A 25,321-nucleotide genomic window follows, 5' to 3' on the forward strand; every position below is an offset into this window, starting at 1 on the left:
AGCGCTTGCCATCATTGCCGCCGGCTTGCAGGAACAGGCCATGGGCGCAATCATGCTGCAGGGAACCGGATCGGACGTCGGCAAATCGGTGCTGGTGGCGGGGCTATGCCGCGCCCTGCTCCGCCGGGGTTATCGCGTCCGGCCATTCAAGCCACAGAATATGTCGAACAATGCGGCCGTCACCGTGGACGGCGGCGAGATTGGCCGCGCACAGGCGCTGCAGGCGATCGCGTGCGGGGTGGAGGCGCATACGGACATGAATCCGGTGCTGATGAAGCCCCAGGCCGACCGAACGTCCCAGTTGATCGTCCATGGCCAGGTACGCGGCACATTGGGCAGCGGCAATTTCCGCAGTGCGCGCGGGCAGCTATTGGGCGCCGTGCTGGAAAGCTATGAGCGGCTGAAGGATCAATGCGACATCGTCGTGGTCGAAGGCGCGGGATCGCCGGCCGAGATCAACCTGCGCGCCGGCGACATTGCGAACATGGGCTTTGCCCGCGCCGCCGATGTACCGGTGCTGCTGGTCGGCGATATCGACCGGGGCGGCGTGATCGCGGCGATCGTCGGCACCAGGGCCGTGATCGACCCGGACGATGCCGCGATGATCCGCGGCTTCCTGATCAACAAGTTCCGGGGCGACCCCGCGCTGTTCGAAGATGGCTATCGCCAGATCGAGGTGCTGTCAGGCTGGCGCGGCTTTGGCGTCGTCCCCTGGCTGGAGGATACCGCCCGCCTGCCCAGCGAGGATGCGGTTGTGCTGGAGCGGACAGCACAGCCCGGAACCGCGCGCACCGTCATCGCCTGCCCGATCCTGCCGCGCATTTCCAATTTCGACGATCTTGACCCGTTCAAGCTCGATCCCGGCGTGGAGTTGCGCATGGTGCCACCCGGCCAGCCAATACCGGCCGAGGCCGCGCTGATCGTCCTGCCCGGCTCCAAGGCGACGATCGCCGACATGGCGGCTATGCGCGCGCAGGGCTGGGACATCGACATCTTGGCGCATCATCGCCGCGGTGGCGCGATCCTGGGCATTTGCGGGGGATATCAGATGCTGGGGCACCATATCGCCGATCCCGACGGCATCGAGGGACCGGCCGGCACGGTCGCGGGCCTGGGCCTGCTCGACGTCGAGACGCGACTGTCGACGGGCAAACGGCTGGAACGGGTCGAAGGCTTGGCGCTGGGCGCCGTCTTTGGCGGTTATGAGATGCATATCGGCGAAACGAGCGGCCCCGACAGCGACCGCCCCTTCGCACGCCTGGGCAGCAATGCAGACGGCGCGATCAGCACCGACGGCCGGGTGATGGGCACCTATGTCCATGGCCTGCTCGCCAGCAGCCCGCTGCGCGCTGCCCTGCTTGCCCGGCTGGGCGCCGATGGTGGCGTGGCGAATTATGACCAGTCGGTCGACAGGGCACTGGATGCCATCGCCGCGCAATTGGAGGATCATCTCGACATCGAGGCAATCGTCGCCTTGGCACTCGGCTGATCGCCTAGCTCCAGAAAGCCAAATGGGCCGGAAACCTTACGGTTTCCGGCCCATTTTATTCCTGTGAAGGAATGGTGCACCCGGAACGATTCGAACGTCCGACCCTCAGATTCGTAGTCTGATGCTCTATCCAGCTGAGCTACGGGTGCGTTGTGGAGGCGCAGATATAAGGGCCCGGCTGATCTGGCAACCCCCAAAAATCATCAATGTGAAATTTATGCGAAAATTGCCGACAAAAGCCCGTATTTCCGGGACTTGCCCCTCGCCGCCTATTGCTTGCGTCGCGGCCAGGGATGGAGAATCGGGATGTAGATGGCGGCAATGATGCCCAGCGCCAGGAAAGTGAGGCCGATCGCCAGCGCAATCACCCAGTAGCGCGGGTCTTCCTGCGACACGAACCATCCCGCAATCAGCGACGGAATGAACAGAAGGAGGCGTGCGATCCAGACCATGGATATTCCCCGCATGTCGAACGATGCACCGATCCTAGCATGCTGACTTCGGCAGGGAAAATAATCTGGAAGCCGCTTTGGCCTCTGATCGGTCATTCCCGATAGGGCGGCCGCAGCCGCATGCCCTTGGTCCGGCTGGTCAGATGATATTGGCGACACAGCGCACAGCGATAAGGCCGCAGAACGATATCGGCCCGATGGACGACCGCCCAGGCCTCCTCTTCCGTGGCATAGCGTGCCTTGCGGGTGCAGATGCCCAATGTCGTGCGCATGATGGAATGCTTCGCCAGATCGCGCCCGGCGTCAATGCCGATTTACGCAGCAAAATCTAAAGCAACTACAGTCAGTTGCGTTCGATCGTTCAGCGATGAAGGAAAATGGTGCACCCGGAACGATTCGAACGTCCGACCCTCAGATTCGTAGTCTGATGCTCTATCCAGCTGAGCTACGGGTGCGTTGGATGGCGCTGTTAGAAGCGTCCGGCGGTGCTGGCAAGCACTTTCTTTCACTTTTTTCGACAATGCCCGAACGACGGGCGTTTTCGGCAACTTCCCGGCGGGCTGATCGTTTCGACGCTGGAAAGGATGCCGACATGAGCTTCACACCCAATGAGATTGCGCTGCTGCTGGTGGCGCTGCTGGCCGGCCTGGTTCTTGGCCTGATGATGAGCGGCCGAGGCAAATATAAGCGCCTGTGGCGCGAGGAGCAGAGCGCCCACCATCACGCCATCCGGGATCGCGATGCGCGGCTGAATGCCGCCAATGAACGGATCGCCGAGTTGGAGCGCCAGTCTGCCCCGATCGGCCCCGGCACGGCCACCGCCGTGGCCGGCGGCGTGCATGGCCGCGATGACCTCAGCCGGATCAACGGCATCAGCCAGACACAGGAGGTCGCGCTCAACGAGGCGGGCTATCACCGCTATGGCCAGATCGCGGCGCTGAATGGCGAGCAGGAGGCGACGCTGGAAGCCCGCCTGGGCCTCAAGCCCGGCACGATCGCGCATGAGGACTGGCGCGGCCAGGCGCATGATCTGGAACGGGGCGAGAAGCCGGGCCTGCTGAGCCGCCTCACCGGCCAGGCCTGACCCCCTGAAACGAAGAAGGGCGGGAGTTGCCTCCCGCCCTTTCCGCTTACTTCTTCGCCAGAGCGGCCTGCGCCGCGGCCAGGCGGGCGATCGGCACGCGATAGGGCGATGCCGAGACATAATCGAGGCCGGTCGCCTCGCAGAAGGCGATCGAGGCCGGGTCGCCGCCATGTTCGCCGCAGATGCCCAGCTTGATGCCGGGGCGGGTCGCCCGGCCGCGTTCGGCCGCCAGTTCGATGAGCTGGCCCACGCCCTCCACATCGATGCTGACGAACGGGTCGCGGGCGAAGATGCCCTTGTCGACATATTGCGTCAGGAAGCGGCCGGCGTCGTCACGGCTGATGCCGATCGTCGTCTGGGTCAGGTCATTGGTGCCGAAGGAGAAGAATTCGCCGACTTCGGCGATCTCGCCAGCCTTCAGCGCAGCGCGCGGCAGTTCGATCATCGTGCCGACCAGATAGTCGACCGACGCCCCCTGCTCGGCGAACACGTCCTTGGCGACCTGATCGACGATCGCCTTCATCAGTTCCAGCTCCTTCTTCGTCGCGACGAGCGGGATCATGACTTCGGGGATCGGCGCTTCGCCGCTCCGTTCCTTCACGATCAGCGCGGCTTCGAAGATGGCGCGGGCCTGCATCTCGTAGATTTCGGGATAGGTCACGCCCAGGCGGCAACCACGATGGCCCAACATCGGGTTGAATTCGTGCAGTTCGGCGGCGCGACGCTTGAGCGCCTCGACACCGACGCCGGCCGCCTTGGCCACTTCCTCGAACTCCGCTTCGCCATGCGGCAGGAATTCGTGGAGCGGTGGATCGAGCAGGCGGATGGTCACGGGCAGGCCGGCCATCACCATGAAGATCTGGGCGAAATCGTCACGCTGTTCGGGCAGCAGCTTGTCGAGCGCGACGCGGCGGCCCTTCTCGCTGTCGGCCAGGATCATCTCGCGCACGGCGGTGATGCGGGCCGCGTCGAAGAACATATGCTCGGTCCGGCACAGGCCCACGCCTTCGGCCCCGAAGTCGCGTGCGGTCTGGCAGTCGAGCGGGGTTTCGGCGTTGGCGCGCACCTTCAGGCGACGAACCTTGTCGGCCCAGGCCATCAGGATGCCGAAGTCACCGGCCAGTTCGGGCTGCACGGTCGGCACTTCGCCCGCCATGACTTCGCCGGTGGCGCCGTCGATGGTCAGGATATCGCCTTCCTTCAGCTCGCGGCTGCCGATGCGCAGGATCTTGTTGGCGTTGTCGATCGACAGGCTGCCCGCGCCCGAGACGCAGGGACGGCCCATGCCGCGCGCCACCACGGCGGCGTGGCTGGTCATGCCGCCACGCGCGGTCAGGATGCCCTTGGCCGCGTGCATGCCGTGAATATCTTCGGGGCTGGTTTCGACGCGGACCAGGATGACGGCATCGCCCAGTTCGTTGCGACGCTCGGCCGTGTCGGCATCGAACACGATCGCGCCGCTGGCCGCGCCCGGTGAGGCCGGCAGGCCCTTGGTCAGCACATCGCGCGGCGCCTTGGGATCGAGGGTCGGGTGCAGAAGCTGGTCGAGCGCGGCGGGATCGACGCGGGCGACGGCTTCTTCCTCGGTGATCAGGCCTTCACTGGCCATTTCGACCGCGATCTTGAGCGCGGCCTTGGCGGTGCGCTTGCCCGAACGGGTCTGGAGCATCCAAAGCTTGCCCTGCTGGACCGTGAACTCGATGTCCTGCATGTCGCGATAATGGGTTTCGAGGATGTCGAACACCCGTGCCAGTTCGGCATAGGTTTCGGGCATCGCCTCTTCCATCGACAGTGGCTTGGCCCCTGCCCGCTCGCGCGCCTGCTTGGTGAGGTACTGCGGCGTGCGGATGCCGGCAACGACGTCCTCGCCCTGGGCGTTGATCAGATATTCGCCATAATAGGCGTTCTCGCCGGTGGCGGGGTCGCGGGTGAAGGCAACGCCGGTGGCCGAGGTGTCGCCCATATTGCCGAACACCATCGCCTGCACATTGACCGCAGTGCCCCAGTCGCCGGGGATCGAGTTCAGGCGGCGATAGACCTTGGCACGGTCCGCCTGCCAGCTGCCGAACACGGCCGAGATCGCGCCCCAGAGCTGGTCGGCGACATCCTGCGGGAAAGGCTTGTTCCAGAGCTTGGCGACCAGCGCCTTATATTCCGAAACCAGCGCCTTCCAGTCGTCGGCCGTCATTTCGGTGTCGAGCGTGTAGCCCTGATCTTCCTTAGCGATTTCAAGGGCTTCCTCGAAAGCGCCATGATCGAGTTCGAGCACCACGTCCGAATACATCTGGATGAAACGGCGATAGCTGTCCCAGGCGAAACGCTCGTCGCCCGATGCGGCGGCCAGGCCCAGCACGGTCTCGTCATTGAGGCCGAGGTTGAGGACCGTGTCCATCATGCCCGGCATCGAGATGCGCGCGCCCGAGCGGACCGAGACCAGCAGCGGATCGGCCGCGTCGCCGAACTTCTTACCGGTGACCGCCTCGATATGGGCGATGCCATTGGCGACTTCCGCCTTCAGGCTTTCGGGATAGACGCCGCCATCGGTATAATAGCGGGTGCACATTTCGGTGGTGATGGTGAAGCCCGGCGGCACCGGCAGGCCGATCGCGGCCATGCCGTTAAGGTTCGCGCCCTTGCCGCCCAGCAGATTCTTGTCGCCCTTGCCCCCGTCGTTCACGCCACCGCCGAAACGATAAACATAGCGCGTCGAAGTGGTGCTCATCTGGGCCTCTTCCGTCATAACCATATACCGGCTCTCCCTGCACTGATTGCCGAGTTGTGCGTTGCAATAATAATGCCGCAATTAGCGGCTCAAGCCATTAGGGGATAGGACTTATCCCGCTTAACTTCGCATATTTCCCGCAGATTTTGGAATTTCGTTTCCTTATCCTGTAATCTTCGAAAAGTCGGCGACATTGTGCACTGCATCACGGACCCGCGCCAGCAGCGCGAGGCGAGTCGTGCGCTTCGCCGGATCAGCATCATTCACCGTCACGGTCTCAAAGAAGGCGTCGATCGGCGCACGGAGCGTCGCAAGCGCAGCCATGGCGCCTTCGAACTCCTCGGCCGCGACAGCCTGTGCCGCCTGCGGCTCCGCCGCGTCGAGCGCAGCGATCAGATCAGCCTCGGCCTTTTCGGGTTCATAGGAAAGCCCCAAATTCGTCATGCCAGCGGAAGCTGGCATCTCAGGCGTCGGCGCGCCATCGCTCGAGACCCCAGCCTTCGCTGGGGTGACGGTCAGATCGGGCGCTTCCTTCTTGAGGATATTGGCGGCGCGCTTGTAGCCGGCGAGCAGATTGGCACCGTCATCGGTCGCGATGAAGGACTGAAGCGCCTTCACGCGGGCCAGCAGGCGGACAAGGTCGTCCTCGCCACCCAGCGCGAACACCGCGTCGATCAGGTCATGACGAACGCCCGCTTCCTTCTGCTGCACCTTGAGACGGTCAGCGAAGAAGTCGAGCAGGTCGCCCTCTGCAACAGGCATACGCAGACCATTGGCGGTCACGATCTGGATCACGCCCAGTGCTGCGCGGCGCAGCGCAAACGGGTCACGCGAACCAGTCGGCTTTTCATCGATACCGAAGAAGGAGCGCAGCGTATCCAGCTTGTCCGCCAGGCTGACCGCGACCGTGACCGGCGCGGTGGGGACGTCATCGCCCTGCCCGACCGGCTTATAATGGTCGCGGATCGCGTCGGCGACGGCGTCGGGCAGGCCTTCGGCGCGGGCATAATAGCCGCCCATAACCCCCTGTAATTCAGGGAATTCGCCGACCATTTCGGTGACGAGGTCGGCCTTGCACAGTTCCGCCGCCTGACGCGCCAGCGCCGGGTCGCAGTTCGGCACGATGCCTTCGCTCGCCAGCCATTCGGCCAGCTTGGCAATCCGCTCCACCTTGTCGGCGACGGTGCCCAGCTTTTCATGGAAGGTGATGCGGCCGAGCTTCTTCGCCTGCTCGGCGAGCGGGGTCTTGCGGTCCTGCTGCCAGAAGAAGCGGGCGTCGCTTAGGCGTGCAGCCAGCACCTTGCGGTTGCCGGCGACGATCGCCACGCCGCCATCCTTTGCCTCGATATTGGCGGTGCAGATGAAGGCCGGAGCCAGCTTTCCGCCCGCATCACGCAGAACAAAATATTTCTGGTTGATACGCAGGGTTAGCTGAATGACTTCAGGCGGAACCTCAAGAAATTCCGGATCAAAATCGCCCAGCAAGGGCACCGGCCATTCGGTAAGGCCGGCATTTTCCGCGACCAGGCCCTTGTCCTCAATCACGCTATAGCCCTTGGCCGCCGCAGCCTCGCCGGCCTTCGCCTCGATGATCGCCTGACGCTCCTGATGCGAGACGATGACATAGGCGGCGCGCAGCTTGTCGGCATAGTCGTCGGCGCCGTCGATGCGGATCGCCCCGGTCGAATGGAAGCGATGGCCCACCGTCTCGCGGCCAGCCTCGATCCCTTCGATCGACAATTGCACGATCTCGCCGCCGAGCAGCGCGATGATGCCCTGCAGCGGGCGGACCCAGCGCAGGCTTTCGGTGGTGGCACTGGCCGCGCCCCAGCGCATCGACTTGGGCCAGGGGAAGGCACGGATGACTGCCGGCACGGCTTCGGCCAGCACGTCGGTGGTGGCGCGGCCGGGCTTGTTCACCACGGCGAACCAGACGCCGTCGCGATCCTCCAGCTGCTCCTGGGTCAGGCCGGTCTTGCGCAGAAAACCTTCAAGCGCCTGCGCCGGGGCGCTGGTGCGGGGGCCCTTGAACTCCTCGCTGACCGCCGCGGTTTCCAGCGGCAGGTCGCGGGCGATCAGCGCCAGGCGGCGCGGCGTGACGAAGCTGTCGATCGACGCGGGCTTGAGCCCGGCCTTGGCCAGTTCCTCGGTGAAGAGGCGGGCCAGATCGTCAGACGCCTTCAATTGCATGCGCGCGGGAATTTCCTCGCAGCGCAGTTCGAGGAGGAAATCGGTCATCAGGCGGTCCATCCGTTGGTCTTCATCCACGCTTCGCAGCTACCCTTGGCCATGTCGCGGACCTGGCCCATATAGCTGGCGCGTTCCTGCACGGAGATCACGCCGCGCGCCTGCAGCAGATTGAAGGTGTGGCTGGCCTTGATCGCCTGCTCGAAGGCCGCGAGCGGCACATCATTGGCGATGCACTGGTCATATTCGGCCTTGCAGTCCTTGAACCAGCGGAACAGTTTCTCGGTGTCGGCGACCTCGAAATTCCATTTCGACATCTGCCGCTCATTTTCCAGGAACACGTCGCCATAGGTGACGCCCTGGTCGTTGAACTTCAGATCATAGACGCTGTCGACGCCCTGAATATACATGGCGAGGCGTTCGAGGCCATAGGTCAGCTCGCCCGCGACCGGCTTGCAGTCATAGCCGCCCATCTGCTGGAAATAGGTGAACTGGGTGACTTCCATGCCGTCGCACCAGACTTCCCAGCCCAGGCCCCAGGCGCCCAGCGTCGGGCTTTCCCAGTCATCCTCGACAAAGCGGATGTCGTGGACCAGCGGGTCGATGCCGATTTCCCGGAGGCTGCCCAGATACAGCTCCTGCAGGTTTGCAGGGCTGGGCTTCATGATCACCTGATATTGGTAATAATGCTGCAGCCGGTTCGGGTTCTCGCCATAGCGGCCGTCGGTCGGACGGCGGCTCGGCTGGACATAGGCCGCGTTCCAGGGCTTGGGCCCCAGGCTGCGCAGCGTGGTCGCCGGGTGAAATGTACCCGCCCCCACTTCCATGTCGTAGGGCTGAAGAATGACACAACCCTGCTTGCCCCAATAGGCGTGCAGGGTGAGAATGAGGTCCTGGAAGGAAAGCGCTTTGCCCTCGGCCACCGGTGGTCCTTGCAATAATGACAGATTATGGTCGGCCGCGCCTTGGCGCAGCGCGGGCCAAGGGTCAAGGAAAAGCCGCGTCGAACAGGGTTAAGCCGCTTGCCCTGCGCGCCCGGCGCCCGCATGGAAGGGATATGAGACTGACCGCTTTCCCGTCCCGCTGGCTTTCCGCGGGACTTTTGCTGCTCGGCGCCTGGGGCCAGGCCCAGCCCGTCACCGCCCGCGAACCCGTCAACATCGCTGTCAACGTCGCCCCTGCCCTGTGGCAGGTGAAGGATGCCGACACGACCATCTATCTGTTCGGCACCGTCCATGTGCTGAAACCGGGGATCGACTGGTTCAAGGGCGGGGTGAAGCAGGCGTTCGACGCAGCGGACGAACTGGTGCTGGAAATCATCGAACCCGACAATCCCGGCGAGATGGCGCAGATGATGGCGGGCAAGGCGATGGCAACCGACCGGGTCGCCCTGTCCACCCGGCTCGCGCCCGACGCCGCACAGAAATATCGCGCGGCGATGGTGGCAGCCGGCGTGCCATGGCAGTCGTTCGAGGCGTTCAATCCGTGGATGGCCGGCATGATCCTATCGGTCGCGCCATTGCAGAAGCTGGGCTACCAGTCCGACATCGGCGCGGAAAAGATATTGCGCGCCGCAGCCGAGAAGGCCGGCAAGAAGGTCGGCGCGCTGGAAACGGTGGAGCAGCAGCTCAATTTCTTCGCCGACCTGCCGATGGCGCAGCAGGTCCAGTTCCTCAACGCCACGGTCGAGGGGATGGACGGCATGGAAGGCGAGTTCGCCGCCCTGCTCAACCATTGGCAGACCGGCCAGCCGGAAAAGCTGGCGGACGAGATGAATGATTCGCTCAAGGCCACACCCGAACTGGCGCAGGTGCTGCTGATCAACCGCAACGCCAATTGGGCCAAGTGGATCAAGGCGCGACTGGATCAGCCCGGCACCGTGTTCGTCGCGGTCGGCGCGGGCCATCTGGCCGGCAAGGGCAGCGTGCAGGATCAGTTGAAGACGCTGGGCATCGCCAGCGCGCGTGTGAAGCAGGGGGAATAAGGCCATGAAAAGCTGGGTGATCCGTTTTCTGGCCCTTTGCGGTCTTGCCCTCATCGCCGCGTGCGGCAGCGAACAGAAGGCCCCTGCCCCCAAGGTCGAGGCCGGCCAAGGGCCAGCGCTGTGGCGGATCGAACGCGCGGGCCTCGACGGCTGGATCTTCGGCACCATCCATGTCCTGCCCGAAGGGGTCGACTGGCAGACGCCGACGATCAAGCAGGCCTGGAAGGATGCCGACCAGTTGGTGCTGGAGGCCGCCGACCTGCAGGACCAGCAAAAGACGCTGGGTCTGTTCGAAAGCATGGGCCGCAGCCCCAACCTGCCTGCGCTCGACGCGCGCGTGCCGGCGGGCGAGCGCCCCGAACTCGACCGCATCGTCAAGGAAGGCGGCACCAGCGCGCAGGCGCTGTCGGGCTATGAAAGCTGGGCGGCCGCCATGCTGCTGTCGGCCGCGTCGCAGGAAAGCCTGAACGTCAGCCAGGCCAATGGCGTCGAGCCGGTACTGATCGCCGCCTTCAAGGGCCGGCCGATCGGTGGCCTCGAAACCGTCGAGCGCCAGTTCGGCGCCTTTGACGGCCTGCCCGAAGCGGCGCAGCGCAAGCTGCTGATCCAGACCATCCATGAAGCCAAGGATATGAAGGCGCTCTATAATCGCATCCTGACCGCCTGGGCCAAGGGCGACATGGAGGCGATCGCGAAAGAGGACCAGAATGGCGAGCAGCCCGACCCCGTGGTCGAGGACGCGATCCTGACCGCGCGCAACCGCGATTGGGTCGGCGCGGTCGACAAGCTGAAGGGCCGCCCCTTCATCGCGGTGGGCGCCGGCCACCTGACCGGCAAGGACAATCTCGTCGATCTGCTCAAGGCCAAGGGCTACAAGGTCACGCGCGTGCAATAAGCCAACGCTAAACTTGCTTTATCGCCGCTTTCTGCTACAGGGCCGCCTTCCCGCGATGGTCATCCCTGGAGGCGTGGCGGGAAAATTGTATCAAATTTGCTTTTGGAGACACGCAATGAGCGAGCAGCTTACGCTGTCGGCCGAGGCACGCGATCGGGCAGGCAAGGGAGCCTCCCGCGCCCTCCGCCGTGAGGGCCGCGTACCCGCCGTCATCTATGGTATGAACGAAGAACCCCTGTCGATCCACGTCGAGGAAAAGCTCCTCAACAAGCAGCTCGGCACCGGTCACTTCTTCAATTCGGTCATCATGGTCGAAGTCGGCGGCAAGACCGTCCGCACCCTCGCCAAGGATGTGGCCTTCCACCCCGTGACCGATCGTCCGCTGCACGCCGACTTCCTGCGCGTTTCGGAACATGCCACCGTGACCGTCGCTGTCCCGGTGCGCTTCGAGAATGAAGACGCCTCGCCCGGCCTCAAGAAGGGTGGCGTGCTGAACGTCGTCCGTCACGACGTCGAACTGGTCGTCGATGCCGCCGAGATCCCCGATGACGTCGTCGTCGACCTCAAGGGCTTCGAAGTCGGCGATTCGATCCACATCAGCGCCGTGACCCTGCCCAAGGGCGCGAAGGCTGCGATCGAAGACCGCGACTTCACCATCGCCACCATCGTCGCTCCCTCGGCTCTCAAGAGCGCCGAAGGCGAAGCCGCCGAGGGCGAAGGCGAGTAATCGTCTTACAGCTTGCTTGCAGGCTGGAAATTCCGATCCCGTCCGCCTAACCGGCGGGCGGGATTTTTCTTTTCATGCGAGATAGACGATGCAGATCTGGGCCGGCCTCGGCAATCCGGGGCAGCAATATGCGATGCACCGGCACAATGTCGGCTTCATGGCCGCGGACCTGATCGCCGACATGTATCGCTTCTCGCCGCCCAAAAAGCAGTTCCAGGGCTGGGTGCAGGAAGGGCGGATCGGCCCGGAGAAGATCATCCTGCTCAAACCCGCCACCTTCATGAACGAAAGCGGCCGCGCGGTCGGCGAGGCGATGCGCTTCTACAAGCTGACACCGCAGGACGTGACCGTCTTTCATGATGAGCTCGATCTCGCGCCGATGAAGGTCAAGGTGAAGCGCGGCGGCGGCAATGCCGGCCATAATGGCCTGCGTTCGACCGACGCCCATATTGGCAATGATTTCCGCCGCGTGCGGCTCGGCATCGGCCATCCCGGCCATAAGGACAAGGTCCATGGCTATGTGCTGGGCAATTACCACAAGAGCGAGATGGACGCGCTCGCCGACATGCTGGGCGCGATCGGTGCCGAGGCGGAATGGCTGGCGAAGAATGACGACGCCCGCTTCATGAACGAAGTGGCGCTGCGGCTGGCCGACTGAGGCCGATCAGAATCGGGCCGAGAGGCCCAGTAGCGGCCCTTCCTGCGAGACGTTCCAGCGAAATTGCTGGCCGGTAAAGTCGCGCATCCGATATTGCTGGTGAACGAATCGATAGCCAGCGCGCACGGTCAGCGGCAGGCCGGCGAGGCGCAGCCGGTAGCCAATCGTTCCTTCGCCATCCATGCTGGATTTGCGGTCGCTAAAGCCGCCGGCATTCAGGCGCGCGTCGATCACCCAGTGACGGTCGATATCGCCGGCCGTGCGGACGCCGGCCAGCACCTCCGTCCAGTCGGCCTTGCGATTGGCCGTCAGGCCCAGCGCCGCGACATCGGCCGACAGTTTCGACCAGCGCAGACCGACGACCGGCGCAAAGGTGAAGCGGCGCCGATCCCCATGAACGGTCCGCTCCGCCATGCGATGGTCGATGATATTGTAGAAGAGGCCGCCCGACACATGGGTCTTCCTGATGCCCAGTCCCACCTGCTGATGATAGACGGATGCGTCCTGGCTGGTCTTCACATATTGGCCGTCGACATAGGCGCCAACCTTGCCATTGCTCAGGACGACTTCGCCCATGGTAACGAAGTCGAGATGGTCGAATATCTCGGAGAAAGGCATGTCGACCCTGGTGCGGACCCCCGCCAGTTCCGCATTGCCGTGCAGCGACGCCGCCCAGACATAGGGCGAGACGGTGAGATGCCAGCCCTGATCGGGCGTGTCATCGGACAGGTGCGCCGGCGCCTCCTGCGCCAAGGCCGGTCCGGCATAGACAAGGGCATTGGCGAGCAGGCAGCATAGAGGAAGATATCGCATGGCGGCGCCCCCAGCCGATCAGGACAGTCCCAGGAATTTGAAGGCCGGCGCATCCTTGAACTGGCCGCCGACCTCGCCTGAATAGGTCTTCGTCTGGTTCGGACCAAGATCGAGCTTCTTCACCTTGGCCGACGGCGCAAAGTCGATCGTCTTGAGGTCGACCCAGAAGCTGTTCGGCGTCATGGCGGATTCGAAGAAATAGAGCTTGCGCTTGTGGTCCGCGACCGTGCGCCAGCGGGTCGAGGAGATATTGGGCTGGTCCGGGGTCGAGATGCCGAATGGCACCGAGACATTGCGGATCACGCTGAACACGCTGGCCAGCGCCGTCACCGGGTCTTCGCTCTTGGGAATGGCCTTCACATAGAAGGAGGCGCGGGCGAAGCGATCGGCCGAGCGGTTGGTGCCCGGCAGCATGGTGGTGCCGCCAATATCCTTCCAATAGGCGTTGAGCGCCAGTTGCTCGTCGAAGATCGGCGAATTGGTCATCACCGGATATTGCGGGCCGTGATGGATCACCAGCTTGCCCTTGATATATTCGAAGATGGCACTGTCGCCCGACGCATCCGAAATCGCGAGGTGGAGCGTGCCGAGCCGTTCCTCGCCGGGAATATTGTCGGTGACGACGACGAAGCTTTCCTTGGACAGCGCGTCGACTGCCTCCTTCACCGTGGCAAAATTGTCGAGCACATATTGGGTCCAGATGGCGATGCTCATGCCCGGCTGCTTGCCGTCGAAATGCGGATATTCGGATTCGACCAGCCACAGGAGATTGGCGGTCAGCCCCGCCTCGTTCATGCCGTCGGTGGTGGAAATGTCGTAACCGGTGGCGATCACACTGCCATAGCGGGACGTCCATTTGACCGAATTGGGGCCCGCCTCCCCACTGCGCGCGATGCCGCGTGGAAAGATCCAGAGGTTGGTGCCGACATCGACCTTCCAGTCCATTGACCGGGCGGTGATCACATCGTCATTGGCGCCATGATAGACCAGGCGCGTGCAGGCATCGGCCGATACCGACGCCAGTTGCGCCGAGAGCAGCGCAAGACCGGACAGGAAAGCAGGCAGACGAGACATGGAACCTCCTACAAAGGTCACGATACTGTCACTGAAAATGCCGATTTTCTGAATAGTTGCCATGGGTGATAACCCGCATGACGGCTTTGGCCAACCCGCCTCTTGCGCAGTAATCGCATGCGATCACGGCCGCCCGCACCTTCGGCGCGACAAAGCGCATTGCGCAGTGCAGCATGAACAAGCCATAGAGGCGTAACGACTTATTAGGCAAAGCAGGGGACAGAGGTGATCCAGACCGTCGCGACCACGCCTTTCGACGACCAGAAGCCCGGCACATCGGGCCTGCGCAAGAAGGTTCGGGTCTTCCAGCAGCCCCATTATGCGGAAAATTTCATCCAGTCGGTGTTCGACAGCCTGGACGGCTATGCCGGCCAGACCTTGGTGATCGGCGGCGATGGCCGCTATCTCAATCGCGAAGTCATCCAGATCGCACTCAGGATGGCGGCGGCCAATGGCTTTGGCCGGGTGCTGGTTGGTCAGGGCGGTATCTTGTCCACCCCGGCCGCGTCGCACCTGATCCGCTCGTCCGGCGCCTTTGGCGGGCTGGTGCTGTCGGCCAGCCATAATCCGGGTGGCCCGGACGAGGATTTCGGCATCAAATATAATGTGTCGAACGGCGGGCCAGCCCCCGAAAAGGTGACCGACGCGATCCACGCGCGGACACTGACGATCGACAGCTATCGCATCCTCGATGCCGCCGATGTCGATATCGACACGCTGGGGACCAGCCAGCTTGGCGCCATGACCGTCGAAGTGGTCAATCCGGTCGCCGGCTATGCCGCGCTGATGGAAAGTCTGTTCGATTTCCCTGCGATCAAGGCGATGATCGCCAGTGGCTTCACCCTCGCCTTCGACTCGATGAGCGCGGTGACCGGCCCCTATGCGACCGAGATTTTCGAAAAGCGCCTCGGCGCGCCGGCCGGCACGGTGATGAACGGCACCCCCCTGCCCGATTTCGGCCATCATCATCCCGATCCCAATCTGGTCCATGCCAAGACGCTCTATGACCGGATGATGGCCGCCGACGCGCCCGACTTCGGCGCCGCATCCGATGGCGACGGCGACCGCAACCTGATCATCGGCCGCCATTGCTATGTGACGCCCTCGGACTCGCTCGCGGTGCTGGCCGCCAATGCCCATCTGGCGCCGGGCTATGCCGGTGGCCTCAAGGGTATCGCCCGCTCCATGCCGACCAGCGGCGCAGCCGATCGGGTGGCGGAGAAGCTGGGCATCCCGCTCTACGAGACGCCGACCGGCTGGAAATTCTTCGGCAACCTGCTCGACGCCGGCATGGCGACGATCTGCGGCGAGGAAAGCGCCGGCACCGGGTCCGACCATGTGCGCGAGAAGGACGGCATCTGGGCGGTGTTGCTGTGGCTCAATATCCTGGCCGCGCGCCAACAGAGCGTGGCGGACATCATGGCCGATCATTGGGCGACCTATGGCCGCAACTATTATGCCCGCCACGACTATGAAGCGATCGCCAAGGACAAGGCCGAAGCGCTGATGGCCGCTCTGCGCGACACGCTCGCCAGCCTGCCCGGCACCGGCAACAGTGGCGGCACGGTGAAGGCGGCGGACGATTTCGCCTATACCGATCCGACCGACCAGTCAGTGAGCCGGAACCAAGGCGTACGTATATTGTTCGAGGATGGATCGCGCGTGGTGTTCCGCCTGTCGGGCACCGGCACCGAAGGGGCCACCTTGCGCGTCTATATCGAGCGCTATGTCGGGCCGGGCGGCGATCTGGCGCTGGCAACCGGCGATGCGCTGGCACCGCTGGTGGCGGCCGCACAGGAACTGGCCGACATTGCCGGCTATACCGGCATGGACCAGCCCAGCGTCATCACCTGAACCGGTTCACCATCGCTTACCCCGCAGCAACGGGACAGCAATGACAGCAACCTAAAGGCGGTGGGAATGTCGCTTTCCACCGCCAGAGGTTTCATGCGTTTCCCGTCTCTTGCTGTCGCCCTGTCCCTTCCCGTCCTGCCCCTTGCCACCCTCGCCCTGCCCGCCCAGGCCGCGACGCGCGAGGACGAGCAGCTCTGGGTCAATCTGACGGCGATGGGGTCGATCAAGGACGAACTGGTCTATTTTGCGGAAATCCAGCCGCGCCTCGGCGACGGCGTGTCGCGCATCGACCAGGCCCTGTTCCGCGGCGCGCTCGGCGTCAAATTGTCGCGCGACGTCACCCTCTATCAGGGCTACGCCCATGTCGTCGTGCCGATCGAGGGCGGCAAGGACGTCAATGAGGAACGCAGCTTCCAGCAGCTGAGCTGGACGCTGGCGCGGCCAAAGGACGCCGAGATTTCCTCGCGCACCCGGCTGGAGCAGCGCTGGCGCTCGAACGGCAGCGACATGGGCTGGCGCCTGCGCGAAATGCTGCGGGTGGAACATGCGCTCAAACCCGGCAGCGACGCGGTCAATGCGCTCGCCTATGGCGAGGTCTTCTTCGCCCTCAACGACACCGATTGGGGCGCCCGCAAGGGCTTCGACCAGCTCCGCAGCTTCGCCGGGGTCGAGATCGGCCTGCCCGGCGCCTCTACCATGGAAGTCGGCTATCTCAACCAGCTGATCGACCAGGGCGGCAGCCGCCAGCGCGTCAACCATGTCGCATCGGTGACGCTGTTCTTCCGCCACTGATCCTCCCGATCAGACAAATTCGTTGGTGGCGGCGGAATAACGTTTCTGCCCCAGCCGCCCATCGTCCTTGGCGACCTTGATTGCCGCGCGCAGCCGATTGTTACGCCCGCTCCAGGCGGCATCATTGACCTTCAGCAGCGCCTCGACCGGATTGGCGCTGCTGAGCAGCGGCTTGACGGCGGCGAAGGTCGAGCGCCCCTGATGGAAAATATCCGCCACGATCGCGCAGATGATGTCGGACTTGCCGTCCAGCGGCAGCTTCCGGGCGTAGCGCGCGGACATCTTGCGCTGCAGGATATCGGCGGCGGTCCGCACCTGGGCCAGCCGGGCAGCCGGATCATGCTGCGTCCAGTGGATCAGCCGCGCCGCCTGCAAGACTTCCTGGCGGTCGATCGGCACACGCTGGGGGTTGAGATAGTTCATGAACAACATGATCTGCCGTTCGCCGTTGCTGGCGGTGAATTCCTGCTCCAGATCCGTAGCTCCGCCATCGGAATCGACCCGGAACAGGCGCCCGCCCCGCAGTTCCAGCTCGGGAAAATAGCCCTTGAAATCCGGCAATTCGGCCAGCCGGTGGAACATCAGGATCAGATTGTCCTGCGGCGTGTGCGCGGCCAGTTGATAGAAGCCGAAGGTGAATTTCGCCCGATCATAGGTGTTGACCAGATTGAAGTGATTTTCGCTCTCACAGGCCCCCGTCACTTCCAGCAGCGTCGCCCAGGTCCGTAAGCTGGGTCGATAGTCCTCTGCCCGATAAATCTCGCCCCAATAGCTGGCGCCCGGCATGAAGATGCCGTGATATTTGCGGACGGCGTCATTGACCTCCTTGCCTACCAGGAAGAAATCGGGTTCGCCCATCAGTCGCGCTTTCCAGCGACCATCGACGGGATCGGGCAGTTCGAACTTCTTGTCGGCGCTCACCGATTGCGGTTCCGCCTGCACGTCGAGCCGCAGATTTTCGCCCGGTATCCAGCCATAGAATAGCCCCTGATTACCGGCATAGAGCGCCTGGAACTTGGCAAGGAAGCTGTCGGGCGATTCCGATGTTACCTGATCGGCAGTGTTGCTGTAATGATAGACCTTCCCGCCATGATAGACGCCGATATGCTTTTGCGGGATGTTGACCATCTCTTTGCGGGCAATGTCGACATTGCTGGCCAGCGTCACGAAAATCAGCTGGGTCTTGGTGATATCGGCATCATCCCAGCGCCCCACACGTGGGCATTGGGCAAATATCTCATGCACCCGGACATTGGCGCCAGGCTTGCCTCCACCAGCGAACTGCTTGCAGTTAAAGGAAAATGTCAGATCACATATGTGCGAAACGAAATGCGCACAGTGATTCGCTGCCGGATCGTGAAATTTGTTTCCGCATATCTTGTTGATGTTCTTGCCAAGAGCCGCATCAAGCCTTGTCGCGATGGTCATAATCGTCTCCCGATTGCCAGCGCGACCCGCTTATTTTTCAGCCATATTAGAAAAAGGCTTCTTCCCCACAATAAGGGCCACCCCGGAGGAATGCCCGAAACAGCAGCCGCATCCACTGTTTTCCTCCCCCGCATCGTGGAAATGCTGGCCTTGCAGGCGGGAAGGCGCTAGCGGGCAGAGCATCAATCTGCGTCTTCAAAGGTTTCGATAATGGGTTTTCGTTGCGGTATCGTCGGGCTTCCCAATGTGGGCAAGTCCACCCTGTTCAATGCGCTGACCGAGACGCAGGCGGCGCAGGCGGCGAATTATCCCTTCTGCACGATCGAGCCGAATGAGGGCCGCGTCGCCGTGCCCGACGACCGATTGCAGACCATCGCCAGGATCGGCGGCAGCGCCAAGATCATCGAGACGCAGCTTGCCTTCGTCGACATTGCCGGCCTGGTGCGCGGCGCGTCGAAGGGCGAAGGACTGGGCAACCAGTTCCTGGCGAACATCCGCGAGACCGACGCCATCGTCCACGTCCTGCGCTGTTTCGAGGATGACGACATCACCCATGTCGAAGGCAAGGTCGATCCGATCGCCGACGCCGAGACGGTGGAAACCGAACTGATGCTCGCCGACCTCGAAAGCCTGGAAAAGCGGGTTCCCAACCTGCTCAAGAAGGGCGCGCAGGGCGACAAGGAAGCCAAGGCCGCCGCATCGGTGCTGGGCCAGACGCTGGAACTGTTGCGCGACGGCAAGCCCGCCCGCCTGACCCAGCCGCGCGACGAGGAAGAAGCCCGCCTGTTCGCCCAGGCGCAGCTGCTGACCGCCAAGCCGGTCCTCTATGTCTGCAATGTCGAGGAAGGCGCTGCGGCCGAGGGCAATGCATTTTCCGCCCGCGTGTTCGAGAAGGCAGCCGCCGAGAATGCCAGCGCGGTCATCGTGTCGGCGGCGATCGAGGCCGAACTCATCACCATGCCAGTCGAGGAACGCGGCGAATATCTCGAAGCGCTGGGCCTGACCGAAGCCGGTCTCGCCCGCATCATCCGCGCCGGCTACGAACTGCTGGGCCTCATCACCTTCTTCACCGTCGGCCCCAAGGAAGCCCGCGCCTGGACCGTGGCCAAGGGCAGCAAGGCCCCGCAGGCCGCCGGCGCGATCCATTCGGACTTCGAAAAGGGCTTCATCCGCGCCGAGACCATGGCCTATGCCGACTATGTCCAGTTCAATGGCGAAGCCGGCGCCAAGGAAGCAGGCAAGTGGCGTTCGGAAGGCAAGGATTATGTGACGCAGGACGGCGACATCATGCTGTTCCGCTTCAACGTCTGACAGCAAAAGATACGCTGACATGGAAAGGGCCGGAGGAGCGATCCCCCGGCCCTTCTTCGTTCAGCGCGGCGCGCTTTCCTCTTCCGGGGCGTCAGCGGCTACTGGCTCCGGCTCTAGCGGAGCGACCTCCTCCTCGCCCTTGCCCAGGCGGCGCTTGATCCAGCGCCAGCCGCCACCAAAAACCAGGATGATCGGGATCAGCAGTTTCTTGCCAAAGGCCAGGATCAGCGCGATCAGGCCCAGCTTCTTGGCCGCCAGAAGGCCGGCACCCGCCGCGATCATCCCGCCAATGCCATATTCGGCGACCTTGTCGACATTGGGCACATAATCGGCATAGCGCGCGCCTGCATCATAGCTGACCGAAGCACCGAACTTGGCTGCCGCCGCCTTCACCGATGGCAGTTGCGACATGGTCGACACCATGTTGAGGCTGAGCACGCCATAGCGCCCGAGCAGGCGGACGTCATAGTTCAGCGTATCCTCCTGCGCATTGCCAAAACGCATGTCGCGCGCCCAGATGACGCTGTGATGCGCCTTGTCATAGGCCGGGCGCTCGGCCCAGCCGACCAGCTGGATGGCGGGATATCCGGCGTCGGCACGCTCCTTGTTGCGTTCCTCCTCACCCGACTTCATGTCGGCCATCAGCGCGTCATAATCGGTCGAGGCGGCGTCATCGTCCTTCACATAGCCGCTCTGCTCATAGGTGATGACCGCGCCCCAGGCATCGTCATCGACGAAGGTCTTGCCGGCCGGAAAGACCAGGCCCAGCACACCATCGGCCTGGGCCGACGGATTGCCCCACATGTCGACGATCACCTCGCGCGCCTGCGCCGCGTCGAGATAATAATAATCCTGGCCCAGATGCAGCACGGCCTTGGCTTCGGTCAGGGTGATGTCGCCATTTTGCGGGCGCTGCTTCGCCAGCACCGCCTTCACCTTGGCCTCATAGGCGCGCTGTTCCGCGCTCGCCGCCGGACCGGCAGGCTGGTCCGACTGGGCAAAAACCGCTACCGGCATGGCGCCGATCAGCAACATGGCGCCAATGGCGCTCCACATCTTCTTCATCAGATCCCCCCTTGTGACGCGCAATCTTTTAGAAACAAAAGCTTGGAAGGCAATGACCCAACCGCCCCGCATCATGCCCGTCCGCCGCAAGATCGCCTTTCCGCCCAGCGTGGACGCGGAAACGCGGCTGCTGATCCTGGGCAGCCTGCCCGGCGACGCCTCGATCAAGCAGGGCGAATATTACGCCCATCGCGGCAATGCCTTCTGGGCGCTGGTCAGCGATTTACTAAGCGAGGATCTGCGCAGCGCACCCTATGCGATGAAGCTCAAACGGCTGCGCGCACGGGGCGTCGGCCTGTGGGACGTGATCGAGAGCGCCGATCGCGACGGCAGCTTGGACAGCAGCATCCGGGGTGCGGAACTGCGCGACCTCAGCGCCTTCCTGTCCCGCCTGCCCAATCTCCGCGCGATCGCCTTCAACGGCAAGACCGCCGCCCAGCATGGCCGCCGCCAATTGGGGGAAAGGTCCGATCTGGTGATGATCGACCTCCCCTCCTCCAGCGGCGCCTATGCCAGCCTTTCACGCGATGCCAAACGACAGGCCTGGAACGCGCTGGCCCCCTATGTCGATCCGACATGAACCATTCGTCACTTTACCGACATGGTTAGACTGCTAAGCAGCGGTCAAATCTTCCCTTTTGCCATGAGGCCTTGATGTCCGCCCGTCGCCTGTCGCTCGCGTTTGCCCTGTCCGTTTCCACCCTGCTCGGCGCCTGCGCCCCGGTGCAGCAGCATCCCGCCAGCGTCGCTGCCGCCCCGGCCGAACAGCGCGCGCCGGTGACGATCCTCGTGTCGATCGACGGCTTCCGTCCCGATTATCTGACCCGCGGCGTCTCGCCCCATCTCAACGCGCTGGCGGCCGGCGGCACCGAGGCGTCAATGCGCCCCTCCTTCCCGACCAAGACCTTCCCCAATCATTGGGCGATCGTGACCGGCGACCGGCCGGACCGCAGCGGCATCGTCGCCAATAATATGGAAGATGACAGCCGGCCCAAGGACAAGTTCACCATGGCCAGCGACGATCCATACTGGTGGAACGAGGCCGAGCCGATCTGGATCACCGCCGAAAAGCAGGGCGTGCGCACCGCGACCATGTTCTGGCCCGGCTCCAACGTCGCCTGGGGCGGCAACAAGGCGGCCGAATGGCCCTACAGGATCAGCGGCGGATCGCGCCCGAGCGACTGGGCACAGTTCAACGAGGCGATCAGCCCGACCCAGCGCGTCAATGGCGTGCTGGACGTGCTGCGCCGCCCGGCCGACATCCGCCCGCGCTTCGTCACCCTCTATTTCGATGAGGTCGATACAGCTGGGCATGTGAACGGACCGGCCGCACCGGAAACCACCCAGGCAGTCGCAGACGTCGATGCCCATATCGGCGACCTCCTCGCCGGCCTCAAGGCGCTGGGCCAGTCGGCCAATATCGTCATCGTCTCCGACCATGGCATGGCCGCCAAGGCCAACGACCGCGTGCTGCCGATCGACAAGATCGCCGACCCGGCCGACTATCGCGTGGTGGAGGCCGGCCCCTATGCCAGCCTGGTCGCCAATCCCGGCCGCGAAAAGGCGCTGGAGGCGGCGCTGTTCAAGCCGCGCGACCATATGCAGTGCTGGCGCAAGAGCGAAATCCCGGCGCGCTTCCACTATGGCACGCATCGCCGCATCCCGCCCTATTTCTGCCTGGCTGATACCGGCTGGGTGTTCCAGAATACCACCCCGACCAAGCCGGTCACCGGCGGCGACCATGGCTGGGACGATCGCGCGCCCGAAATGCAGGCTTTGTTCATCGCGAACGGCCCGGCCTTCGTCGGCGGCTTCCGTCCCTCGGCCGATTTCACCAATGTCGATGTCTATCCGCTGCTCGCCCGCCTGCTGGGCGTGACGCCGGTGGCGAGCGACGGCAACCCGGCGGTGCTGCAGGGGCTGGTGAAGCCCTGATCGGGCGACATGCATTTGTCATAGAGCGGTTCTAGGCGGCGCGTCATGTTCACGCGCCGCTCGCTCCTCTCCGCCGCCGCCATCGCCCCGATCGCCGGCGCGCCCGCCCTCCTTCGCGCCCAGAGCTGGTTCGCCGGCTATCCCTTCGCTTTGGGCGTGACATCGGGCGATCCGGCGCCCGACGGCTTCGTCATCTGGACCAAGCTGGCGCCGCGCCCGTTCGAGCCGCATGGCGGCATGCCGATGACGCCGATCCCGGTGAAATGGGAGGTCGCGGCCGATGATCGCTTCAGGACCATCGTGGCCGGCGGCGAAGCGATCGCCCGGCCGGAACTGGGCCACAGCGTCCATGTCGAGGTGACCGGCCTTCAGCCCGACCGGCCCTATTGGTATCGCTTTGCGCTCGGCAATGACCAGTCGACGCGCGGCCGCGCCCGCACCCTGCCGCTGGCGTCGGCCAGCCCCAAGCTGCTGAAATTCGGCGTCGCGGGCTGCCAGAATTACCAGGACGGCCTTTTCACCGCCTTCCGCCATCTGGCGCGCGAGGACGATCTCGCCTTCGTCTATCATTATGGCGACTTCATCTATGAATATAGCCAGCGCGGCCCGGACTATGACAAGAACGGTCTGCCCGGCCCCCAGGTGCGCGACCATATCGGCCAGGATTGCTACGACCTTGCCGACTATCGGCTGCGCTACGCCCAATATCTGAGCGATTATGATCTGCAGGCGGCGCGCTGCCGTCATAGCTGGTTCCCGACCTTCGACGATCATGAGGTCGCGAACAACTGGGTCGGCGACATCGACGCCAAAGGCGCGCCGGCCGATGCCTTCCGCATGCGTCGCGCCGCCGGCATGCAGGCCTGGTATGAATATATGCCGGTCCGCGCGGCGATGGCGCCCCGCAGCGAGATGATCGGCACCATGTATCGCCAGGCGCGCTTCGGCGACCTGTTGTCGATCGACTTCCTCGACACCCGCACCTTCCGCACCGACCAGCCCTGTGGCGACAATTTCAAGCCGGCCTGCGCCGAAATGGCCGCCACCCAGGCGCAGGTCATTTCGGCCGAGGAGGAAGGCTGGCTGACCCACAACCTCGCCCGCCGCGACGCCAAGTGGAACTGCCTGGCCCAGCAGGTGATGATGATGGCGCTCGACCGCCGCAACAGTGCCGACGCGGCAGAGCCGATCTACAATATGGACACCTGGGCCGGCTACAAGGCGCAGCGCCAGCGGCTGCTCGGCCGGATGAAGGGGCTGGACAATGTCGTGGTCCTAACCGGCGACGAGCATCAGAATTTCGCCGGCCTGTTGGATGACGGCACAAAGCCGGTCGCGGTCGAGTTTGTGTCGACCTCCATCTCCTCGGGCGGCGACGGATCGGACCTGCGGCCGGGCAGCGACATCATCCTAAAGAACAACCCGCAACTCAAATTTATCAACGACCAGCGCGGCTATCTGACCTGCGAAGTGACGGCCGACGCCTGGACGACGCGGGCGATGGTGATGGATCAGGTATCGGCGCCGGGCGGCCATATCCGCACCCGCGCGACCATGACCGTGCCGCGCGCCGCGCCAGGGTTGAGCATCAACTGACAGTTGACGTAAACGGAAAGCCCCCATACACCATGTCCGTTGCAATGGGAGACGGATAGATGGACGACATTCTCTATTTCGAGGATATCGAGATAGGCGACAGCTTCGCGTTCGGGCCGCTGACCCTGTCGCGGGAGGAAACGATCGCCTTTGCCGCGGAGTTCGACCCACAGCCCTTCCATCTGTCCGACGAGGCCGCCGCCACCACCCATTTTCGCACCATCTCGGCCAGCGGCTGGCACACCACCGCCCTGTTCATGAAGATGTTCGTCGCCGAAATGCGGAAGCAACCCGGACGCCAGGCGGCCAGCCTGGGCGCGATGGGCGTCGATGAACTGCGCTGGCTGCGCCCGGTCCGCCCCGGCGACACGCTGCGCGGCACCAATGAGGTGATCGACAAGAAGATTTCGCAGAGCCGCCCGGAAATGGGCATCGTCCGCAACAAGGTGACGCTCTACAACCAGAAGGACGAACCCGTGCTGACCATGTGCCCGATCGCCATGTGGCGCACCCGCCCGGCATAAGGCCACCCCATCCGGGGTGGCCAATTGCAGTCTCCCGGACCTGTCGGCGCGGATCATTCCCCCCTAGGCGAGGCCAAACGCTCATCCGGGGAACCCAGCCATGCCCAGCGCCGCGCATCTTGCCGCCTTCGCCCTCATCTCGCTCGGCATGGTGCTGACGCCGGGTCCGAACATGATCTACCTGATCTCCCGCTCGATCAGCCAGGGGCGCGCCGCCGGCATGGTCTCGCTGCTCGGCGTCGCCTGCGGCTTCCTCTTCTACATGGTCGCCGCCGCCTTCGGCATCACCGCGCTGCTGATGGCGGTGCCCTTCGCCTATGACGTGCTGCGCCTGGGCGGCGCGCTCTATCTGCTGTGGCTCGCCTGGAATGCGGTGCGGCCCGGCGGCCGTTCGCCTTTCCAGGTGAAGCAATTGCCGCTCGATGGCCCGCGCAAGCTGTTCGCCATGGGGCTGCTGACCAATCTGCTCAATCCCAAGGTAGCGATGATCTATCTCTCGCTGCTGCCCCAGTTCGTCGATCCGGCGCGCGGCCATGTGCTTGGCCAATCGCTGATCCTCGGCGCGACCCAGATCGCGATCAGCCTGTCGGTCAACGCGATCATCGCCTGCCTCGCCGGATCGATCGCCGGCTTCCTCGGCACCCGGCCGCGCTGGCTCACGATCCAGCGCTGGTTCATGGGCACGGTTCTGGGCGGCCTCGCCGTGCGGATGGCGGTGGAGCGCTAGTCAG

24 protein-coding genes and 2 tRNA genes are annotated in these 25,321 nt (G+C 63.9%); 15 read left to right on the forward strand and 11 right to left on the reverse strand.

Features of this window, described 5'->3' with window-relative positions; genetic code table 11:
- Positions 1-40: 40 nt before the first annotated feature.
- Positions 41-1,489 (forward strand): cobyric acid synthase, encoded by a 1,449-nt coding sequence (locus tag U0025_RS10350; protein ID WP_004207301.1) that lies wholly within the window; start codon positions 41-43, stop codon positions 1,487-1,489.
- Between the two features lie 72 nt (positions 1,490-1,561).
- Here U0025_RS10350 and U0025_RS10355 read toward each other — a convergent pair.
- The 4 genes from U0025_RS10355 to U0025_RS10370 all read right to left on the reverse strand — a co-directional run bounded on the left by U0025_RS10355 (position 1,562) and on the right by U0025_RS10370 (position 2,396).
- Positions 1,562-1,638, reverse strand: a tRNA-Arg gene (locus U0025_RS10355).
- 120 nt (positions 1,639-1,758) lie between these two features.
- Positions 1,759-1,941, reverse strand: a complete 183-nt coding sequence (locus U0025_RS10360; protein ID WP_004207302.1) for a hypothetical protein — start codon at positions 1,939-1,941, stop codon at positions 1,759-1,761.
- 92 nt (positions 1,942-2,033) lie between these two features.
- On the reverse strand, positions 2,034-2,213 hold the full coding sequence (locus U0025_RS10365; protein WP_004207303.1) for a hypothetical protein: 180 nt from the start codon (positions 2,211-2,213) through the stop codon (positions 2,034-2,036).
- Positions 2,214-2,319: 106 nt separating this feature from the next.
- Positions 2,320-2,396 (reverse strand) — tRNA-Arg (locus U0025_RS10370).
- A gap of 137 nt (positions 2,397-2,533) precedes the next feature.
- On the opposite strand from U0025_RS10370, the gene U0025_RS10375 reads away from it, so the two are divergent.
- Positions 2,534-3,025 carry a hypothetical protein gene (locus tag U0025_RS10375; RefSeq protein ID WP_004207304.1) on the forward strand — a complete coding sequence of 164 codons (492 nt, stop codon included), beginning with the start codon at positions 2,534-2,536 and terminating at the stop codon, positions 3,023-3,025.
- A 46-nt stretch (positions 3,026-3,071) separates the two neighbouring features.
- Here the strand turns inward: U0025_RS10375 and ppdK are convergent, their stop codons facing one another.
- The 3 genes from ppdK to U0025_RS10390 all read right to left on the reverse strand — a co-directional run bounded on the left by ppdK (position 3,072) and on the right by U0025_RS10390 (position 8,857).
- On the reverse strand, positions 3,072-5,771 hold the full coding sequence (gene ppdK / locus U0025_RS10380) for a pyruvate, phosphate dikinase (protein ID WP_004207305.1): 2,700 nt from the start codon (positions 5,769-5,771) through the stop codon (positions 3,072-3,074).
- Between the two features lie 138 nt (positions 5,772-5,909).
- The gene (gene glyS / locus U0025_RS10385; protein WP_004207306.1) at positions 5,910-7,985 is read right to left on the reverse strand and encodes a glycine--tRNA ligase subunit beta; all 2,076 of its coding nucleotides are present in this window, start codon (positions 7,983-7,985) and stop codon (positions 5,910-5,912) included.
- Positions 7,985-8,857, reverse strand: a complete 873-nt coding sequence (locus tag U0025_RS10390; protein WP_004207307.1) for a glycine--tRNA ligase subunit alpha — start codon at positions 8,855-8,857, stop codon at positions 7,985-7,987. The genes glyS and U0025_RS10390 overlap by 1 nt, the downstream gene beginning before the upstream one ends.
- A gap of 134 nt (positions 8,858-8,991) precedes the next feature.
- On the opposite strand from U0025_RS10390, the gene U0025_RS10395 reads away from it, so the two are divergent.
- The 4 genes from U0025_RS10395 (at position 8,992) to pth (ending at position 12,198) form a co-directional block, all read left to right on the forward strand.
- Positions 8,992-9,918 (forward strand): TraB/GumN family protein, encoded by a 927-nt coding sequence (locus U0025_RS10395; protein ID WP_004207308.1) that lies wholly within the window; start codon positions 8,992-8,994, stop codon positions 9,916-9,918.
- A gap of 4 nt (positions 9,919-9,922) precedes the next feature.
- A complete protein-coding gene (locus tag U0025_RS10400) occupies positions 9,923-10,813 on the forward strand; it encodes a TraB/GumN family protein (protein WP_004207309.1) in 891 nt (296 codons plus the stop codon).
- A 115-nt stretch (positions 10,814-10,928) separates the two neighbouring features.
- A complete protein-coding gene (locus U0025_RS10405; protein WP_004207310.1) occupies positions 10,929-11,540 on the forward strand; it encodes a 50S ribosomal protein L25/general stress protein Ctc in 612 nt (203 codons plus the stop codon).
- Positions 11,541-11,628: 88 nt separating this feature from the next.
- Positions 11,629-12,198 (forward strand): aminoacyl-tRNA hydrolase, encoded by a 570-nt coding sequence (pth, locus tag U0025_RS10410; protein WP_004207311.1) that lies wholly within the window; start codon positions 11,629-11,631, stop codon positions 12,196-12,198.
- 6 nt (positions 12,199-12,204) lie between these two features.
- Here the strand turns inward: pth and U0025_RS10415 are convergent, their stop codons facing one another.
- Both U0025_RS10415 and U0025_RS10420 read right to left on the reverse strand, forming a co-directional pair.
- Positions 12,205-13,011: a porin family protein gene (locus U0025_RS10415; RefSeq protein ID WP_004207312.1), complete on the reverse strand. Its 807-nt coding sequence runs from the start codon at positions 13,009-13,011 to the stop codon at positions 12,205-12,207.
- 18 nt (positions 13,012-13,029) lie between these two features.
- Positions 13,030-14,085, reverse strand: coding sequence for a linear amide C-N hydrolase (locus tag U0025_RS10420; RefSeq protein WP_004207313.1), 1,056 nt, complete (start codon positions 14,083-14,085; stop codon positions 13,030-13,032).
- Between the two features lie 225 nt (positions 14,086-14,310).
- Between U0025_RS10420 and U0025_RS10425 the strand changes: the two genes are divergently transcribed.
- Together U0025_RS10425 and U0025_RS10430 are read left to right on the forward strand one after the other, a co-directional pair.
- Entirely contained in the window at positions 14,311-15,939 is a 1,629-nt protein-coding gene (locus U0025_RS10425; RefSeq protein ID WP_004207314.1) for an alpha-D-glucose phosphate-specific phosphoglucomutase, read from the forward strand.
- 93 nt (positions 15,940-16,032) lie between these two features.
- The gene (locus U0025_RS10430; RefSeq protein ID WP_174320764.1) at positions 16,033-16,731 is read left to right on the forward strand and encodes a DUF2490 domain-containing protein; all 699 of its coding nucleotides are present in this window, start codon (positions 16,033-16,035) and stop codon (positions 16,729-16,731) included.
- Positions 16,732-16,740: 9 nt separating this feature from the next.
- Here U0025_RS10430 and U0025_RS10435 read toward each other — a convergent pair whose 3' ends face one another.
- A complete protein-coding gene (locus tag U0025_RS10435; RefSeq protein ID WP_254792284.1) occupies positions 16,741-17,946 on the reverse strand; it encodes a hypothetical protein in 1,206 nt (401 codons plus the stop codon).
- A gap of 24 nt (positions 17,947-17,970) precedes the next feature.
- On the opposite strand from U0025_RS10435, the gene U0025_RS10440 reads away from it, so the two are divergent.
- Entirely contained in the window at positions 17,971-18,330 is a 360-nt protein-coding gene (locus U0025_RS10440; RefSeq protein ID WP_254792283.1) for a hypothetical protein, read from the forward strand.
- A 39-nt stretch (positions 18,331-18,369) separates the two neighbouring features.
- On the forward strand, positions 18,370-19,470 hold the full coding sequence (gene ychF / locus U0025_RS10445) for a redox-regulated ATPase YchF (protein WP_004207317.1): 1,101 nt from the start codon (positions 18,370-18,372) through the stop codon (positions 19,468-19,470).
- Positions 19,471-19,530: 60 nt separating this feature from the next.
- Here the strand turns inward: ychF and U0025_RS10450 are convergent, their stop codons facing one another.
- Positions 19,531-20,535, reverse strand: a complete 1,005-nt coding sequence (locus tag U0025_RS10450; RefSeq protein WP_004207318.1) for a DUF2167 domain-containing protein — start codon at positions 20,533-20,535, stop codon at positions 19,531-19,533.
- Positions 20,536-20,587: 52 nt separating this feature from the next.
- Between U0025_RS10450 and U0025_RS10455 the strand changes: the two genes are divergently transcribed.
- From U0025_RS10455 to U0025_RS10475, 5 genes are all read left to right on the forward strand, one after another.
- Positions 20,588-21,115: a DNA-deoxyinosine glycosylase gene (locus U0025_RS10455; protein ID WP_004207319.1), complete on the forward strand. Its 528-nt coding sequence runs from the start codon at positions 20,588-20,590 to the stop codon at positions 21,113-21,115.
- A gap of 74 nt (positions 21,116-21,189) precedes the next feature.
- Positions 21,190-22,470, forward strand: coding sequence for an alkaline phosphatase family protein (locus U0025_RS10460; RefSeq protein WP_004207320.1), 1,281 nt, complete (start codon positions 21,190-21,192; stop codon positions 22,468-22,470).
- A 45-nt stretch (positions 22,471-22,515) separates the two neighbouring features.
- Positions 22,516-24,066: an alkaline phosphatase D family protein gene (locus tag U0025_RS10465; protein ID WP_004207321.1), complete on the forward strand. Its 1,551-nt coding sequence runs from the start codon at positions 22,516-22,518 to the stop codon at positions 24,064-24,066.
- A 59-nt stretch (positions 24,067-24,125) separates the two neighbouring features.
- Positions 24,126-24,590 (forward strand): MaoC family dehydratase, encoded by a 465-nt coding sequence (locus U0025_RS10470; protein WP_004207322.1) that lies wholly within the window; start codon positions 24,126-24,128, stop codon positions 24,588-24,590.
- A 100-nt stretch (positions 24,591-24,690) separates the two neighbouring features.
- Positions 24,691-25,317 carry a LysE family translocator gene (locus tag U0025_RS10475; protein ID WP_004207323.1) on the forward strand — a complete coding sequence of 209 codons (627 nt, stop codon included), beginning with the start codon at positions 24,691-24,693 and terminating at the stop codon, positions 25,315-25,317.
- Positions 25,318-25,321 lie beyond the last annotated feature (4 nt).

It is taken from the genome of Sphingobium yanoikuyae, assembly GCF_034424525.1.
Classification (GTDB): Bacteria; Pseudomonadota; Alphaproteobacteria; order Sphingomonadales; family Sphingomonadaceae; genus Sphingobium; species Sphingobium yanoikuyae.

What these genes read in the sequence shown, in the direction of transcription:
- ppdK (WP_004207305.1), bottom strand. Translation starts at nt 5,771, where the DNA reads ATGGTTATGACGGAAGAGGCCCAGATGAGCACCACTTCGACGCGCTAT.
- U0025_RS10395 (WP_004207308.1), top strand. Translation starts at nt 8,992, where the DNA reads ATGAGACTGACCGCTTTCCCGTCCCGCTGGCTTTCCGCGGGACTTTTG.
- ychF (WP_004207317.1), top strand. Translation starts at nt 18,370, where the DNA reads ATGGGTTTTCGTTGCGGTATCGTCGGGCTTCCCAATGTGGGCAAGTCC.
- U0025_RS10470 (WP_004207322.1), top strand. Translation starts at nt 24,126, where the DNA reads ATGGACGACATTCTCTATTTCGAGGATATCGAGATAGGCGACAGCTTC.
- U0025_RS10460 (WP_004207320.1), top strand. Translation starts at nt 21,190, where the DNA reads ATGTCCGCCCGTCGCCTGTCGCTCGCGTTTGCCCTGTCCGTTTCCACC.
- U0025_RS10360 (WP_004207302.1), bottom strand. Translation starts at nt 1,941, where the DNA reads ATGGTCTGGATCGCACGCCTCCTTCTGTTCATTCCGTCGCTGATTGCG.
- glyS (WP_004207306.1), bottom strand. Translation starts at nt 7,985, where the DNA reads ATGACCGATTTCCTCCTCGAACTGCGCTGCGAGGAAATTCCCGCGCGC.
- U0025_RS10440 (WP_254792283.1), top strand. Translation starts at nt 17,971, where the DNA reads ATGCACCCGGACATTGGCGCCAGGCTTGCCTCCACCAGCGAACTGCTT.
- U0025_RS10420 (WP_004207313.1), bottom strand. Translation starts at nt 14,085, where the DNA reads ATGTCTCGTCTGCCTGCTTTCCTGTCCGGTCTTGCGCTGCTCTCGGCG.
- U0025_RS10405 (WP_004207310.1), top strand. Translation starts at nt 10,929, where the DNA reads ATGAGCGAGCAGCTTACGCTGTCGGCCGAGGCACGCGATCGGGCAGGC.
- U0025_RS10465 (WP_004207321.1), top strand. Translation starts at nt 22,516, where the DNA reads ATGTTCACGCGCCGCTCGCTCCTCTCCGCCGCCGCCATCGCCCCGATC.
- U0025_RS10475 (WP_004207323.1), top strand. Translation starts at nt 24,691, where the DNA reads ATGCCCAGCGCCGCGCATCTTGCCGCCTTCGCCCTCATCTCGCTCGGC.
- U0025_RS10455 (WP_004207319.1), top strand. Translation starts at nt 20,588, where the DNA reads ATGACCCAACCGCCCCGCATCATGCCCGTCCGCCGCAAGATCGCCTTT.
- U0025_RS10400 (WP_004207309.1), top strand. Translation starts at nt 9,923, where the DNA reads ATGAAAAGCTGGGTGATCCGTTTTCTGGCCCTTTGCGGTCTTGCCCTC.
- U0025_RS10415 (WP_004207312.1), bottom strand. Translation starts at nt 13,011, where the DNA reads ATGCGATATCTTCCTCTATGCTGCCTGCTCGCCAATGCCCTTGTCTAT.
- U0025_RS10350 (WP_004207301.1), top strand. Translation starts at nt 41, where the DNA reads ATGGGCGCAATCATGCTGCAGGGAACCGGATCGGACGTCGGCAAATCG.
- U0025_RS10365 (WP_004207303.1), bottom strand. Translation starts at nt 2,213, where the DNA reads ATGCGCACGACATTGGGCATCTGCACCCGCAAGGCACGCTATGCCACG.
- U0025_RS10430 (WP_174320764.1), top strand. Translation starts at nt 16,033, where the DNA reads ATGCGTTTCCCGTCTCTTGCTGTCGCCCTGTCCCTTCCCGTCCTGCCC.
- U0025_RS10375 (WP_004207304.1), top strand. Translation starts at nt 2,534, where the DNA reads ATGAGCTTCACACCCAATGAGATTGCGCTGCTGCTGGTGGCGCTGCTG.
- pth (WP_004207311.1), top strand. Translation starts at nt 11,629, where the DNA reads ATGCAGATCTGGGCCGGCCTCGGCAATCCGGGGCAGCAATATGCGATG.
- U0025_RS10450 (WP_004207318.1), bottom strand. Translation starts at nt 20,535, where the DNA reads ATGAAGAAGATGTGGAGCGCCATTGGCGCCATGTTGCTGATCGGCGCC.